This is a genomic window from Streptococcus sp. SN3 (assembly GCF_030439905.1).
The window spans coordinates 156,282-170,905 of record NZ_JAQFJF010000003.1 but is presented as its reverse complement, the minus strand read 5'-3'; the positions used below and the strand labels follow the sequence as shown (position 1 = coordinate 170,905).

At 43.6% G+C, this 14,624-nt stretch carries 14 protein-coding genes and 1 pseudogene; 11 read left to right on the top strand and 4 right to left on the bottom strand.

Annotated elements, in window-relative coordinates; all coding sequences use genetic code 11:
- Positions 1–6: 6 nt before the first annotated feature.
- Positions 7–1,317, top strand: coding sequence for an AAA family ATPase (locus PCY71_RS07630; RefSeq protein WP_239683264.1), 1,311 nt, complete (start codon positions 7–9; stop codon positions 1,315–1,317).
- A gap of 76 nt (positions 1,318–1,393) precedes the next feature.
- Here PCY71_RS07630 and PCY71_RS07625 read toward each other — a convergent pair whose 3' ends face one another.
- Complete coding sequence (locus PCY71_RS07625) at positions 1,394–1,726, bottom strand: hypothetical protein (RefSeq protein ID WP_048773974.1); 333 nt, start codon at positions 1,724–1,726, stop codon at positions 1,394–1,396.
- A 164-nt stretch (positions 1,727–1,890) separates the two neighbouring features.
- Between PCY71_RS07625 and tnpA the strand changes: the two are divergent.
- Positions 1,891–2,336 (top strand): annotated as a pseudogene (gene tnpA, locus PCY71_RS07620) (IS200/IS605 family transposase).
- A 68-nt stretch (positions 2,337–2,404) separates the two neighbouring features.
- Here tnpA and pepF read toward each other — a convergent pair.
- Both pepF and PCY71_RS07610 read right to left on the bottom strand, forming a co-directional pair.
- A complete protein-coding gene (pepF, locus tag PCY71_RS07615; RefSeq protein ID WP_048773976.1) occupies positions 2,405–4,201 on the bottom strand; it encodes an oligoendopeptidase F in 1,797 nt (598 codons plus the stop codon).
- Positions 4,202–4,316: 115 nt separating this feature from the next.
- Positions 4,317–5,678 carry an MFS transporter gene (locus tag PCY71_RS07610; RefSeq protein WP_048773978.1) on the bottom strand — a complete coding sequence of 454 codons (1,362 nt, stop codon included), beginning with the start codon at positions 5,676–5,678 and terminating at the stop codon, positions 4,317–4,319.
- A 409-nt stretch (positions 5,679–6,087) separates the two neighbouring features.
- On the opposite strand from PCY71_RS07610, the gene pnp reads away from it, so the two are divergent.
- From pnp to PCY71_RS14970, 9 genes are all read left to right on the top strand, one after another.
- Positions 6,088–8,289 carry a polyribonucleotide nucleotidyltransferase gene (gene pnp, locus PCY71_RS07605; RefSeq protein ID WP_048773980.1) on the top strand — a complete coding sequence of 734 codons (2,202 nt, stop codon included), beginning with the start codon at positions 6,088–6,090 and terminating at the stop codon, positions 8,287–8,289.
- Positions 8,290–8,380: 91 nt separating this feature from the next.
- Positions 8,381–8,998 carry a serine O-acetyltransferase gene (gene cysE / locus PCY71_RS07600; RefSeq protein WP_002899011.1) on the top strand — a complete coding sequence of 206 codons (618 nt, stop codon included), beginning with the start codon at positions 8,381–8,383 and terminating at the stop codon, positions 8,996–8,998.
- Between the two features lie 30 nt (positions 8,999–9,028).
- The gene (locus tag PCY71_RS07595) at positions 9,029–9,247 is read left to right on the top strand and encodes a YdeI/OmpD-associated family protein (RefSeq protein ID WP_048773983.1); all 219 of its coding nucleotides are present in this window, start codon (positions 9,029–9,031) and stop codon (positions 9,245–9,247) included.
- A 13-nt stretch (positions 9,248–9,260) separates the two neighbouring features.
- Entirely contained in the window at positions 9,261–10,025 is a 765-nt protein-coding gene (locus tag PCY71_RS07590; protein WP_048773985.1) for a nucleoside phosphorylase, read from the top strand.
- An 8-nt stretch (positions 10,026–10,033) separates the two neighbouring features.
- Positions 10,034–10,555, top strand: coding sequence for a dihydrofolate reductase family protein (locus PCY71_RS07585; RefSeq protein WP_048773988.1), 522 nt, complete (start codon positions 10,034–10,036; stop codon positions 10,553–10,555).
- Positions 10,556–10,572: 17 nt separating this feature from the next.
- Positions 10,573–11,916, top strand: a complete 1,344-nt coding sequence (gene cysS / locus PCY71_RS07580) for a cysteine--tRNA ligase (RefSeq protein ID WP_048773990.1) — start codon at positions 10,573–10,575, stop codon at positions 11,914–11,916.
- On the top strand, positions 11,909–12,301 hold the full coding sequence (locus PCY71_RS07575) for a Mini-ribonuclease 3 (RefSeq protein ID WP_048773992.1): 393 nt from the start codon (positions 11,909–11,911) through the stop codon (positions 12,299–12,301). The genes cysS and PCY71_RS07575 overlap by 8 nt, the downstream gene beginning before the upstream one ends.
- A 19-nt stretch (positions 12,302–12,320) precedes the next feature.
- On the top strand, positions 12,321–12,752 hold the full coding sequence (locus tag PCY71_RS07570; RefSeq protein WP_048773994.1) for a hypothetical protein: 432 nt from the start codon (positions 12,321–12,323) through the stop codon (positions 12,750–12,752).
- 358 nt (positions 12,753–13,110) lie between these two features.
- Entirely contained in the window at positions 13,111–13,533 is a 423-nt protein-coding gene (locus tag PCY71_RS14970; RefSeq protein WP_002907990.1) for a hypothetical protein, read from the top strand.
- Positions 13,534–13,657: 124 nt separating this feature from the next.
- Here PCY71_RS14970 and PCY71_RS07560 read toward each other — a convergent pair whose 3' ends face one another.
- The gene (locus tag PCY71_RS07560; protein WP_048773996.1) at positions 13,658–14,614 is read right to left on the bottom strand and encodes an aromatic acid exporter family protein; all 957 of its coding nucleotides are present in this window, start codon (positions 14,612–14,614) and stop codon (positions 13,658–13,660) included.
- Positions 14,615–14,624: the final 10 nt, after the last annotated feature.

The following is a 14,624-nucleotide window of genomic DNA, read 5'->3' as shown; positions in this document are numbered from 1 at the left end:
TGGAGGATGGTTGAAATTGTGAACATAGATATCAAAAATGTACTAGACCAACTTTTTTATGTTTGTGATCAAGCTGACTTGAATAAGAAAATACCTGATATCAAAACATTAGTTATTAGGGAAATTTTGTCTTTTATTGCCTACATTACTATTAGTGATTCTACAGAAAGAGTAAAATTTTTTAAATCAGTCTATTTTATAGAGGAAGTTGGAACTGTTCCGATTATTAAAGATGGACATATTCCTGAATTTTTCTATTTACTTTCTGAAGGAAGTAGACACTCTATAGAGGAGTCTTATATTAATGCAATAATTTCTGTTGGGAAATATTACTTAGTCAATAACAATACTAAAAGAAATACAGATTCAGAAAAATTTTCCTTATATTTATCAACTATGAAAAATGCCTTGGTTAATCAGAAAACACAAACTAGAGAAAATGAAACTGTGTTAAATCAGTCTGAAAAGCCTGTGAATAACGAAGCAACACCATCTGAAAATGAGAATAATGAGGAAACATTAGAGGAACTTTTAGCACAATTAGATCGATTAATTGGTCTAGATTGTGTAAAGTTTGAAATCAGGACTCTTACGAATATCCTGAAAGTAAATAAGATTCGTGAGAATCGAGGCTTGAAAGTTCCTGTAATATCAAAACATTTAGTTTTTTTGGGTAACCCTGGAACTGGGAAAACAACTGTTGCCAGATTGGTTGCGAAAATTTACAAGCAATTAGGTGTACTTGAAAAAGGACAATTGGTTGAAGTTGATAGGGCAGGTTTGGTTGCAGGTTATGTTGGACAAACAGCACTTAAGACTCAAGAAGTGATTCAAGAAGCAATGGGAGGTATACTATTCATTGATGAAGCTTACGCTTTGGCTAAAGGAGATTCAGATTTCGGCCAAGAAGCAATTGACACTCTATTAAAAGCGATGGAAGACCATCGTAATGAATTTGTACTAATTGTTGCTGGTTACAATGAACCAATGAATCATTTTTTAGTTTCAAATCCTGGGTTAAAGTCAAGATTTAATAAAAGCATTATTTTTGATGACTACACTCCTGAGCAACTTTTTTCAATATTAGTTCTTCTTTGTGATTCAAACGATGTAAAATTGGAAGAAGATTCCATGCCTCTGATGAAGAATTATTTCAAAAAAATTTGTGAAGAAAAAAAAGAAAATTTTGCTAATGGCCGTGAAGTTAGAAACCTATTCGAAAGAGCATTTTCAAATCAAGCAAATCGTATTGCAAACTTAGATACAATAACTGATAATGATTTGCGAGAAATTAAGTTTGAGGATTTTGGCATATAAATTTCAAATCGAGAGATAATAAAAAGGTTCAGATTTTTTCTCTGAACCTTTTTCTATTTCTAAACACCAGACTCTTTCAGTTCTTTTCATACGCCTCACTACCTTTTCTATAGCATTGTCGTTCTAAGCCTGTGATATTAACAGTAATGACTCCATCCCCGTATTCGTATTCTACAGTTAGGTCTGAGAATCCTTCAAAAGTAAATATTTTTAAGTCAGTGTCGATAGTCATATTGGTAGTAGAACCTTTGGCATCCACAGTACCTGTATCACCATCAATAGTGATAACTAAGTCAGTACCGAAGTCTCCAATTTCGTAACACTCTCCATTCATGCTTTCCTGGCTGGAGCAGGCAACTAGGCACGAGATGGCAGCAGTAAGAGCAAGAAAACTTAGTAGTCTTTTCATATGTTTGTACCTCCTATTTGGTTTTATTTTTGGCTTCAAACCAGTTTTTTCGTAAAAAAATAAGAAAACCACCAGCTAGGCTGGTGGCTGCGAAGGCTTTGAGCTTTCATTTCTTTTTCATGGTATAATCTACTTGTTCAGGTAAGACAAAGGAGGAAAAAGAAATGGCTAACACCAGTTACAGTTTATTACATACCAAATGGATGTGCAAATATCATATCATCTTTACCCCCAAGTATCGCAGAAAAACTATTTACTACAAAATAAGACGAAATCTCATTGAGATTTTTCGTCATCTATGTCAATACAAAGGTGTGGAAATTATTGAGGGACATATGATGCCAGAACATGTTCATATGCTTGTCTTGATTCCTCCAAAACTTTCGATTTCCGATTTCATGAGATATTTGATAAACATGCCAACCTTAAATATAAGTATGGTAATCGAAAGTTTTGGGCGAGAGGGTACTATGTAAGTACCGTTGGCCTCAATGAAAAGACAGTTGCCAAATATATTCGCGAGCAAGAGAAAAATGACATTGCCCTGGATAAGTTAAGTGTCAAAGAGTACGAGGATCCGTTCTCAGACGGTAGTTTTAGAACAAGATAAAAGCCCGTTTTTACGGGCATTGATCAAGTACAAGCCACCCGTTTTCAAGGATGGTGATGACTTATTCTTTACTCCCCCAACTCCTCGCTGTAAGCAATAATCTGATCAACTGTGTCTGACAGGAATTGGATGGTATCACGGAGTGGTTTGTCTGTTGAGATATCTGCTCCGATAATCATAGCTGACTCAAGCGGAGTCTTGCTGCCGCCGGATTTGAGTAGCTCAAGCCAGTCACGGGCACCATTTTCGTCATTTTTCAGGTGGAGGTAACCGGCAGTAGAGATGACCAGACCTGCTGAGTAAGTATAGCTGTAAAGCCCCATGTAGTAATGCGCTTGGCGCATCCAGGTCAGGGCAGCATCGTCGTCAATCTCAACGGCATCCCCCCAGAATTCTGTCAAGACTTCTTTCATGATAGCGTTGAGTTTGCTTGCGCCGAAGGTTCCGCCTTCTTCAATCAAAGTATAGACCTTGCGTTGGAAGGCAGCTTCCAGCAAGTGGGTGATGAAGTTGTGGAAGTAGGTATCCGTCAGACGGTGAGCCAAGGCAAAGCGTTTCTGGCGTGGGTTATCAAATTGGTGCTCCAGATAATCACTGAGCAGGAGCTCATTAAAGGTAGACGGTGCTTCCACATAGTAGGTGGACATGTGGGCATTGAAATAGCTTTGGTGATTGTCGGAGAAGATGAATTGACCAGAGTGGCCAATCTCGTGAATCAGAGTATAGACATCACTCATACGGCCAGTCCAGCTCATGAGGACATAAGGGTGAACTCGATAAGGATCCGCAGCATAGCCGCCAGAGTCCTTTCCGGCATTGGCCGCAAAGTCGACCCAACGTTCTTCCTTATAGCGGGCAACTTCTTGGCAGTATTCGTGTCCGAGTGGCTCGACTGACTTCATAACCAGGTCGTAGGCATCATCAATACTAACTTCGGGATTGAGCTCGCTGTCCAAGTCCAGCTTCCAGTCAGCAAAGGTCATTTTTTCAAGTCCGTTTACCTTAGCGACATGCTTGAGGTATTTCTGAGCTACTGGGGCAAATTCGCTCATAATCAAGTCGATCTGTCGGTCAAACATAGAGCGATCAACTTCTTGCTCAGCTAGCAAGTAGTCAAAGACAGAGTCATAGCCCTTCATGTCAGCCAGCAATTTTTCAGACTTGACCTGAGCCAGATAGGCAGCTGCAGCAGTATTTTGATGCTGACGAAGCCCTTCTGAGAAAGAGCGGAAAGATTTTTCGCGGATTTCTACATTTTCATGGTTTTGATAGAAATTCTCATAGGTGACAAAGCTGTTTTTGTAAACTTTGCCGTCTACTTCAAAGTCAGCCATGGCAAAGTCGCCAGCCCGCATCTTGGTGTAAATATCCTGTGGACTGTAAAAGACTTCACCTAGGTTGGTCAAGGCTTTTTCGACATCCGCTCCCAGATAGTGGGCTTTTTTGATTTTAGCCTGGCGAATGGCTGAGGTCAAATGGGGTTCTTGGCCTAGTTTCTCCAAGACAGCCTCGTCTGCACCGACCAGGGCGTCGTCAAAGAAGCTGAGTGCGACATTGGCCTCGGTCTCAAACTCCATAGCTGCTTGGGCAATCTGCGCAAAGCTCTCGTCGCCAAAGTCAGTGGTCTGTGGCATAAAACCGTAGTTGCCAATGTGGCTAATTTGGATATAAATCTGCTCTAGCTCAGCAAATGCCCGCTCAAAATCTTCGAAAGTGCTGAGCTTGCCTTGGTAATCACGGACGAATTTCTGGATGTCCTCTCTGGCCTTCTCAATAGCTCGCAGGAAGTCCTCCTGGTCTTGGTAAAGGGCCGTTAGGTCCCAGAGTTCATTTTCCGGAAATTCAGAACGATGTTTTTGTTCCATAGTCTACTCCTTTTGTCGTATATAGAAATAGTATAGCAAAAAATCCCCCAAAATGTCTTTGGGGGAGAAGGATAAGTCAGTAATTTTTAGCTGTTTATCAGATCGAGGATAAAAGTCAATGTTTCTTTGCTGCAATCCTTTTAAAAAGCAGTAGATAAGACAAGAATACGAAGATAACCAGGCTTAATAGCAGGGTGAAGACGTTTTGAGTTCCTTTTGTCATATTGGGAGCTTGATTAGCGATGACGGCCGTTACTGCGGTACCTATTGCGCCCGCAAAGGTCTGGGCCAGCTGAAAGAGCGCAGTCGTATCTGCAGTCTTTCCTTTATCAACTTGAGTCGTCGCTAGGGCTAGTGTGTTATTAAAGGCCATATTTCGTCCCAAGGTAAAGCAAATATAAATCGCAATAACAGCTGTTAAGGTGAGTTCTTTTGTAAAGATAAGGAGTAAGAGTACAGCAAGGAAAAGAAGAGAATTTCCTGTAAAAAGGGTTGGTTTAGGACCATTCCTATCATAGAGTTTACCAAAGACAGGAGAGAGGAAGGCTCCGAGCATGGTTCCTGGAAGAAGTGCGAAGCCTGCCTGAGCAGTTGAAATGTTTTTTTCTATGACTAGGAAGTTGGGAATCAGAAAATTAGCCGATAGGTTGATAAACTGAAAAATGAAGAAAGGTAAAATAGCCAATAAGACCGTTGGTTGCTTTAAAATCCGAATATCTAGGAATGGATGATCGATTTTCAAGCTCCGATAGATAAAGCAAGCTAGTGGCAGTAGACAGAGAACAAGATAGAGCCAATCAATATGTCCTTCTTCTAAGCTGGAGATAGCTACAATGGCAAAGACGAGTGAGCCTGCTAAGAGGAGAAATGAGAGAAGATCAAAGGCGCGTTTCCTAGACTTCTCGGAATTTCTTAAAAAGAAAAAGCCAAGAATAAAGGAAATGATTGGGACAGGAAGAATAAAGGTATAAATCATATGCCAGTCAAAACGACTAATCATAAAACCACCGTAAGTCGGCCCAATTGCTGGTGCTAGGCTGACCACCATCCCAGATAAGCCCATGTAGGTTCCGATTTTTTGCTTAGGAATACGCTCAACAATCAAGTTAAAGAGCAAAGGAATGGCTAATCCAGTAGCTCCTCCTTGCAGAATTCTCCCTACCATCAAGATAGGAAAGCTTGAAGCCAACATGGCAATCAGTGTGCCCAAGCAAAAGTTGGCCAAAGCAGTAAAGAGGATGGTTCTCTCTTTCCAATTGTGGGCTAAGGTCGCTCCTAAAGTAATTGTAATGGCTACCGCTAGCAAATACCCTGTTGTAATCCATTGCAGCGTTCCCAATCCTAAGCCAAAGACCTTACTTAGATGCGGAAAGGTTACATTCATACTGGTTTCAGATAAGATGCCTGCAAAGCTGACTAAGGCTGTCGCAAGGAGCGAGAAAAAATCTTTCTTTTCAACTGTTTGATGATTTGGCACGATTGTCTCCTTTACATGTTTGAAATGAGTCACTGTATTTATTATAAAGCAAGAAGTTCTCTTTGAAAAGTGAATAATGGCTATACCGCCATCTTATTTGATGAATCGAAAGGGAAAAAACGAACTCTGACAGCCAACTATAATCAGCTATAGAAAAGAAAAATGGATTTTCAGTACTTTTATAGAAAAAAGCCATTTCCAGCCTTTTTCTTTTGCCTGAAATTGTGGTAAAATAAGGTCTGTACGTGCTTGATACAAAGATGAGGATATAATAAGCTACTAAGACCATGATATTAAAGTCACAGTGCTAACTGAACATGTCCTATGGGTTGCTTAAGGTCTTAATATCTTGATCTTTGTAGCCAAGGCGTATGAAAAAATTTGAGCATGTGCTCGGCAAGGAGTCTTTATGACAAAACAAGTTTTTAAAACTATTTTTGCAGGTCGTGAGCTGGTAGTTGAAACTGGTCAGGTTGCAAAGCAGGCAAATGGCAGCGCCGTTGTTCGATATGGAGAAAGTACCGTTTTAACTGCGGCAACCATGTCCAAAAAGATGGCTACTGGTGACTTTTTCCCATTGCAGGTCAACTATGAGGAAAAGATGTATGCGGCTGGGAAATATCCTGGTGGCTTTAACAAGCGCGAAGGCCGTCCGTCAACAGATGCGACTTTGACTGCCCGCTTGATTGACCGTCCGATTCGTCCTATGTTTGCGGAAGGCTTCCGCAATGAAGTTCAGGTTATCAATACCGTTCTTTCTTATGACGAAGATGCTTCGCCTCAAATGGCTGCTATGTTCGGTAGCTCTCTGGCTCTTTCTATCTCAGATATTCCTTTTAATGGCCCTATCGCAGGAGTTCAAGTCGGCTATGTAGATGGTGAATTTATCATCAATCCTAGCAAGGAACAAAAAGAAGTTTCACTTTTGGAACTGACAGTGGCTGGTACCAAAGAGGCTATCAACATGGTAGAATCCGGAGCTAAGGAACTTTCTGAAGATATCATGCTGGAAGCTCTTCTCAAAGGGCACGAAGCGGTCAAAGAATTGATTGCCTTCCAGGAAGAAATTGTCGCAGCAGTCGGCAAGGAAAAAGCAGAAGTAGAATTGCTGCATGTTGATGAAGAGTTGCAGGCAGAGATTATCGCAGCCTATAACAGCGACTTGCAAAAGGCTGTTCAGGTAGAAGAAAAGCTGGCGCGTGAAGCCGCAACTCAGGCTGTTAAAGACCAAGTCACAGCAGTTTATGAAGAGAAATACGCGGAACATGAAGAATTCGACCGTATCATGCGTGATGTGGCTGAAATCTTGGAGCAAATGGAGCATGCAGAAGTGCGCCGTTTGATTACCGAAGATAAGGTCCGTCCTGATGGCCGTAAGGTTGATGAAATCCGTCCGCTGGATGCGGAAGTGGATTATCTACCGCGTGTGCATGGTTCTGGTCTCTTTACTCGCGGTCAAACCCAGGCCTTGTCTGTTCTGACCTTGGCACCAATGGGCGAAACGCAAATTGTGGACGGCTTGGATCCAGAATACAAGAAACGCTTCATGCACCACTATAATTTCCCGCAATACTCTGTCGGTGAGACAGGCCGTTATGGGGCTCCTGGTCGTCGTGAAATTGGACACGGTGCTCTTGGGGAACGTGCCTTGGAGCAAGTCTTGCCTAGCTTGGAAGAGTTTCCTTACGCTATCCGTCTGGTAGCAGAAGTCTTGGAGTCAAACGGTTCTTCCTCACAGGCCTCTATTTGTGCGGGGACTTTGGCTCTGATGGCAGGTGGTGTGCCGATTAAAGCGCCGGTTGCCGGAATTGCCATGGGCTTGATTTCAGATGGCAGCAACTACACGGTTCTGACGGACATTCAAGGTTTGGAAGACCATTTTGGTGATATGGACTTTAAGGTAGCTGGTACTCGCGAAGGGATTACCGCCCTGCAGATGGATATCAAGATTGAAGGAATTACAGCGGAAATCCTGACAGAAGCTCTGGCTCAGGCTAAGAAAGCCCGCTTTGAAATCCTGGACTTGATTGAAGAAACGATTCCAGCTCCGCGTCCTGAGTTGGCTCCGACCGCTCCGAAAATCGACACCATCAAGATTGATGTGGACAAGATTAAGATTGTCATCGGTAAAGGTGGAGAAACCATCGATAAGATCATCGCTGAGACCGGTGTTAAGATTGACATTGATGAGGAAGGAAATGTATCCATCTACTCCAGCGATCAAGACGCCATCAATCGTGCTAAGGAAATCATTGCTGGATTGGTCCGCGAAGCAAAAGTGGACGAAGTTTACCATGCCAAGGTTGTTCGGATTGAGAAATTCGGTGCTTTTGTCAATCTCTTTGACAAGACAGATGCCCTGGTTCACATCTCAGAGTTAGCCTGGACTCGGACCAACAATGTCGAGGATGTCGTACAAATCGGTGATGAAGTGGATGTCAAGGTGATCAAGATTGATGCCAAAGGCCGGGTAGATGCTTCCATGAAAGTATTGCTGCCGCGTCCACCAAAGTCTGATAAGCCGAAACATCATCATGACAAGGGACATCATCCGCACAAGGAGCACAAGGGTCATAAGGACCATCAAGAAAGCCCTAAAACAGAAGAATAAGAGGTCGCTCATCCCTGTAGACCTCATCAGAAATCGGCAGAGGCGAGCCTAGTTCTCGTCTCTCCTTGTTTAGAGAAGGAAGGAGGCTAGCATGGGTTGGTGGAAGGAATCTATTGATATTGTAAAAGAAAATGACCCGGCGGCACGAACGTCGCTGGAAGTCTTGCTAACCTATCCGGGCATTAAAGCTTTGGCGGCCCACCGCCTCTCGCATTTTTTGTGGCGGCATGGCTTTAAGCTGCTGGCGCGCATGCACAGTCAATTCTGGCGTTTCTGGACCCAGATTGAGATTCATCCCGGTGCTCAGATTGAGTCGGGTGTCTTTATTGACCATGGCAGTGGCCTGGTGATTGGTGAGACAGCCATTGTGGAGAAGGGGGCCATGCTTTACCACGGCGTGACCCTAGGCGGTACGGGCAAAGATACAGGTAAACGCCATCCGACCGTGCGTCGAGGTGCCTTGGTCTCTGCCCATGCTCAAGTCATTGGGCCAATTGAGATTGGTGAAAAAGCCAAGGTCGGAGCCGGTGCAGTTGTAGTGGCAGATGTTCCAAGTGATGTGACAGTGGTTGGCGTACCAGCTAAGATTGTCCGTGTTCACGGTGAGAAAGACGAGCCGACCATTCACGAGGTAGAGGAGAAGCGGGAATACTATCTAGACAAGCTAGAGCATGCCCGCGAAGCCAGTCACCATTCATCAAGTCTTTAGAAAAGGTTAGCAAATTTATCTAAGTAAAATATGACAGGAGGAACCGACATGTCAGATTTATCAGATGCTATTTTGAACCAGGTAGTCCTTGAGCTGAAAGAAGGCTTGGACGGTCCTGCCAAGGAGTCCTTTACCAAACTACCGCCTAGCCACCAGCGCGAATGGGCTCGCTATATCAGTGAAGCCAAAAAAGATGAGACCAAGCTGCGTCGCATAGAAAAGATGAAGGTGGATTTGCTGAAGCCTTAAAGAAAGAGAAGTTATGCTATTAGAGGAATTTGAAGATGTAGCAGCAGTCATTGAGCCAACTGAAAAGCCAGTCCATGACAAGGGTGAGGTTTGCGAAACCATCATCCTGTCCTTTAATGGCGAAATTCTGAAACGTTTGATTGAGTCAGAAGAAGTCTATCCAGGAGGCTATTTGAAAAGCATAAACGGACAGCATCCATGGTATATTTATGGTCAAGGTCCTAGCAAACTAGCAGTTATGTTGGCTCCGATTGGGGCTCCCATGATAGTCGGCCAGCTGGAGGAGTTAGCGGCCAGAGGCTTCACGAATTTCATCATTCTAGGTTCCTGTGGCGTTTTGGATCGCTCAATTGAGGCGGATAAGATTATCCTGCCCGCAGCCGCATTGCGAGATGAAGGGACTAGCTATCACTATGTTCCACCGGGTGACGAAATCTCCTATGATGAATCCTTGTTGATTAAGCTGGAATCCATCTTTGACAAGCACGATATAGAGCACATCCGCACTAAGTCTTGGACGACTGATGCCTTTTATCGGGAAACGCCTGAGAAAGTCAAGCGTCGCTTGGCTGCTGGAGCCAAAGTGGTGGACATGGAAGCTTCAGCTATCATGGCTTGGAGTCAATTTCGCAAGAGTAAAGTCTATCAGTTCTTCTACACAGCTGACTATGTAGATCATCATAACCGAACCTGGGATGCCCGCCATGAAGAGCGGACAGCTGATGCCATGACTTTTTTCACTATCGCTTTGACAATAGCAAAGGAACTAGAAAGGTAACTACAAGAATGGCAGTATATTTTTACGGCTGTATCACCATGGATGGCTACTTGGCAGACAGCCAGCACAGGATAGACTGGCTGCATCAGCTTGGTTCTGTAGAGGATACAGGCTATGATGACTTTTACAAGCAAATGGATATCACCATCATGGGCAAGCGGACCTTTGAGGAAATCCAAAATTTGCAAGATGTAGAAAGTTTTTATCAAGCTACGGAAAACTATGTCTTTACGCATGATAGGCACCTGCCTGTCAGCAATTACCAGCCAGTAGCTGGGGATGTGGTGGACTTTGTTCACCAGATTGACAAAGGCAAAAATGTCTTTGTGATTGGTGGTAATTCCTTGGTAGGACCGCTCCTGGATGCGGATCATTTCGACCACCTCATTATTCAGATAGCGCCCCTTATCCTAGGAAAGGGGGTTCCCCTCTTTACCCAAGAGGAAGGGCAGCGCTTTTACCAACTGGATAGCCTCAGACAATTTGGCCCTTTTGCAGAGCTGGTTTTCAGCCGAAAAAGTCAGAAATAGAGAAGGGAGTGGACCGCATGATTAAAATTTACGACACCATGACCCGCAGCCTACGTGAATTTGTGCCCATTGAAGAGGGCAAGGTTCGCATGTATGTCTGCGGTCCGACGGTTTATAACTATATCCATGTCGGCAATGCCCGCTCAACAGTAGCTTTTGACACAGTTCGTCGCTATTTTGAGTATCGGGGATTTGAGGTCAATTATATTTCCAATTTTACAGATGTAGATGATAAGATTATCCATCGCGCCAAGGAAGAAGGCATCACACCAAAAGAAGTGGCTGATAAGTATATCGCAGCTTTTCGTGAGGATGTGACGGCCTTAGGTGTCAAGCCGGCTACTCAGCATCCGCGTGTGATTGACTTTATGGAGGCAATCATTGACTTTGTGCAGACTTTGGTGGACAAGGGCTACGCCTATGAGTCAGAGGGCGATGTCTACTTCCGTGTCGAAAAGTCTCATAATTATGCCAAACTAGCTAATAAAACTTTGGCAGACTTGGAGTTGGGTGCTTCTGGTCGGACAGATGAGGAGACTGCTCGTAAGGAAAATCCGGTGGATTTTGCTCTCTGGAAGGCAGCCAAGCCGGGCGAGATTTCCTGGGACAGTCCTTGGGGAGCAGGTCGTCCGGGCTGGCACATCGAGTGTTCGGTCATGTCGACGGAGATCTTGGGTGATACTATTGATATCCACGGTGGTGGGGCAGACCTAGAGTTTCCTCACCATACCAATGAAATCGCCCAGTCAGAGGCCAAGACTGGTCAGACTTTTTCCAACTACTGGATGCACAATGGCTTTGTCAACATTGATGACGTCAAGATGTCCAAATCTCTAGGCAATTTTATCACTGTTCACGATGCCCTCAAGACCATTGACGGTCAGGTACTGCGTTTCTTCTTTGCTACCCAGCATTACCGCAAGCCGATTAATTTCACAGAAAAAGCTGTTCATGATGCAGCGACTAATCTCAAGTATTTGAAGAATACCTATGAGCAGCCTTTCACTGGTCAGCCAGACTCTGCTCAGCTTCAGGCCTTTCTGGACAAGTTCACCGCTGCTATGGACGAAGATTTCAATGCAGCCAACGGTATCACGGTTGTCTTCGAGCTGGCTAAGTGGATCAACTCTGGTAACTACACCGCTGAAGTCAAGGCAGCCTTTGCCGAGCTATTAGAAGTTTTTGGTATCGTCTTTGTAGAAGAAGTTTTGGACGCGGACATTGAGCGCTTGATTGAGGAACGCCAAGTAGCGCGGACTAATCGAGACTTTGCGACTGCAGACCGTATTCGAGATGAATTGGCCGCTCAGGGCATCAAGCTTTTGGATACTAAGGACGGAGTGAGGTGGACACGTGACTGATGTCAACCTGATTAACGGTATTGCCCTCGCCTTTGAGGGAGATGCTGTCTACTCCATGTATATCCGACGTCACCTGATTTTTCAAGGTCTGACCAAGCCCAATCAGCTGCACAGGGAAGCGACCAAGTATGTTTCTGCCAAGGCTCAGGCTAATCTTATCTCTCTCATGCTGGAAGAAGGGATTCTGACGGAAAAGGAAGAGGATATCTACAAGCGCGGCCGCAATGCTAATAGTCACACCAAGGCCAAGAATGCAGATATTGTTACTTACCGTATGTCTACTGGCTTTGAGGCAGTCATGGGTTACCTGCATATGACCGAAGCCATTGAGCGACTGGAAGAGCTGATTGACTGGTGTATCCGGAAGATAGAGGCTTCGTTCTGATTTTGAAAGGAACTAATTTATGAGTGCTTTCTTACAATTTGATAATTTTAATTTCAAGTTGGCTATTATTCAGGAGTTAATGTATGAACAAAACGTGCTTGAGCCACGATTTGACGTTTACAGTTTTTGTGAATCTGAGAAATTATCTGTAGATCCAGAAGACTTTGATGAGACACCAATCCCTGAAGTAGAGACTTATTTTAAACAGTTGGAAATACCTAAAGAGTATGCGCAGAATGTGGAAAGCCTCTTCTTTGATGGAGGTAATGATATCTATGCGCAATTAATCCCTTTATGGGATGGCGAAGATGATCAATTTGATTTGGAAAATGTGAGTGAAAAGGAGCTATCACAGTTTTCGAATTTAAAAACCATCGACGGAACAATCTTTCCATTTTCTAAAGAAGTACGTGATTTATTTGAATCCAAAGGAATTGATATCGAAGAGTAATATTTAGTAATAACGCTCTTATGTTTTATGAAAAATCGATAGATAAACCTAAGATACAGTAAAATAATGTATCTAAATTGAATAAAGGAATCTTATGAAAAAATTTATATTGTTTGCAGTCTGCTTGTTTAGTCTGATGACACTTAGCGCCTGCATGTTTGCCCCTCTTTTCAGACGAAGTGGCAATACCTCTTCCTCGTCTAGCTCTAGCTACTCTAGAAAACAGAGCTCATCTTCGAAAAAAGAATACTCTGATAACGACTATGACTATAGCTCATCTAGTTCGTCTTCTGCAATTGAAGATGATCCATATACTCTCTTTAATGATTTTGGTCAATCTTTGGATGCCCTTACTGATATGCAAGATATTGATAAGTGGGAAGAATTTAAATCAATCAATCTCATTTATTTTGAAGAGGAGTCTGATCGGGTTGCTACTAAAAAGGATGAAGTACGTGCTAAGTTGGGTCAGCCAACTTCAGAGCTCAGTAGTGGAGGTGACCTGTGGAAATCAGATAATTATACTATCCTTATTGCTTATGATGAAAATTCTGTTGTCATGAATAAGCTGATTACATTCACTTCCTCTAAGCAGGTGGAAAGTTTAAGCGGTATTTCCAAAGGAATGTCAGCCCAAGATGTTGTCAAAAAACTAGGGAAACCACGTGGACTGGATGTGACAGGTATGTTTACTCGCTTCGTTTGGGCAGACGAGGATGATAAGGACTATTACGTCTATTTTAAGGGAAACAAGGTTTATGACACTAAAGAACCTAATTAAAAAGACATCAGCTTTATAGCCGATGTCATGAAATGAAAACAAATTATTTTAATTCAGAGATAAAGATGATTAAAAGTCTTTATCTCTTTTTTAGTATTAGTACTTTATTTGCCAAACAAAACAGCTAGTCTTCTTTATAATTCTCGTAAAATTCTACCTTAATTCTAATAAAGGTTTCCAAATCTCGCAGGAGCTGCAGAAGTATGGCACGGGTTTCAAATTCCTGGCGGGTCTTAGGGAGCGGCCGCTCGCGAAATACGGTTAAATAGTTGTCAATCTCGTCCAGAAGGTCTCGGGCGGGATTTTCTTGGCTCAGTTGCGTAGCGGTCTGGGAGAAGAGGCGGGCTAAAATCAAGCTTTCACTGGCTGCTAGATGGCAGTTATTAATATTGCTGGCCATGTCTTGTAGGATACGGTTTTGAGCCTGCCGCATTTCAAAATAGTGGATATGGTAGTTGGTCTGGTGAAAGAGGTGGTTGGAGTGGTCCAGATAGACCAGCTGCAAGGCCTGTTGCAAAATCTTGTCCAGCTCCTTGATCAGCGCTGCATCATTTCGGCCGTCTCCAGATTTTAAGAAATATTCAAAGCGCAGCAAAATCTTTTTCAGCTGTTCCTCCACTTGCTCGTGGTAGCTGTCAATTTCTTGCTGGCGAGAGGGCATATAGAGGTTGGCTAAGAGTGCAAAGCCAGTTCCAATAAGAAATAGAGCTAGCTCATTTCCAAGCAGAGACCAGGAGGTGGATTTTTCTAAGAGCAGATGGGTGACTAGGACGGTACTAGGTGTGATGCCGATTTCCCAACCAAGCCGAAAGGCCAGAGGCACATAGATCGCGATATAGATGGCCAATGCTCCGAGATGAAAACCTAGAAAGTGCAAAGCCAGGCTTCCGATAGTCAGAGCCAGTAGGGTAGATAAAAAGCGGTTGCCAGCTAGCTTCGCTGTGCTGCGGCGGGTATCAGTCACGCTGAGGATGGCAATAATTCCGGCTGAAGTTGAGTAGGCCAGACCTAAAAAGTCAGCCAGACAAGCAGCTAGACAGGTAGCTAGTACCAGCTTGATGGTGCGTTGGAGGAGAGACATGAGTCAGAGT

What these genes read in the sequence shown, in the direction of transcription:
- PCY71_RS07630 (WP_239683264.1), top strand. Translation starts at nt 7, where the DNA reads ATGGTTGAAATTGTGAACATAGATATCAAAAATGTACTAGACCAACTT.
- PCY71_RS07625 (WP_048773974.1), bottom strand. Translation starts at nt 1,726, where the DNA reads ATGAAAAGACTACTAAGTTTTCTTGCTCTTACTGCTGCCATCTCGTGC.
- pepF (WP_048773976.1), bottom strand. Translation starts at nt 4,201, where the DNA reads ATGGAACAAAAACATCGTTCTGAATTTCCGGAAAATGAACTCTGGGAC.
- pnp (WP_048773980.1), top strand. Translation starts at nt 6,088, where the DNA reads ATGACAAAACAAGTTTTTAAAACTATTTTTGCAGGTCGTGAGCTGGTA.
- cysE (WP_002899011.1), top strand. Translation starts at nt 8,381, where the DNA reads ATGGGTTGGTGGAAGGAATCTATTGATATTGTAAAAGAAAATGACCCG.
- PCY71_RS07595 (WP_048773983.1), top strand. Translation starts at nt 9,029, where the DNA reads ATGACAGGAGGAACCGACATGTCAGATTTATCAGATGCTATTTTGAAC.
- PCY71_RS07590 (WP_048773985.1), top strand. Translation starts at nt 9,261, where the DNA reads ATGCTATTAGAGGAATTTGAAGATGTAGCAGCAGTCATTGAGCCAACT.
- PCY71_RS07585 (WP_048773988.1), top strand. Translation starts at nt 10,034, where the DNA reads ATGGCAGTATATTTTTACGGCTGTATCACCATGGATGGCTACTTGGCA.
- cysS (WP_048773990.1), top strand. Translation starts at nt 10,573, where the DNA reads ATGATTAAAATTTACGACACCATGACCCGCAGCCTACGTGAATTTGTG.
- PCY71_RS07570 (WP_048773994.1), top strand. Translation starts at nt 12,321, where the DNA reads ATGAGTGCTTTCTTACAATTTGATAATTTTAATTTCAAGTTGGCTATT.
- PCY71_RS14970 (WP_002907990.1), top strand. Translation starts at nt 13,111, where the DNA reads ATGCAAGATATTGATAAGTGGGAAGAATTTAAATCAATCAATCTCATT.
- PCY71_RS07560 (WP_048773996.1), bottom strand. Translation starts at nt 14,614, where the DNA reads ATGTCTCTCCTCCAACGCACCATCAAGCTGGTACTAGCTACCTGTCTA.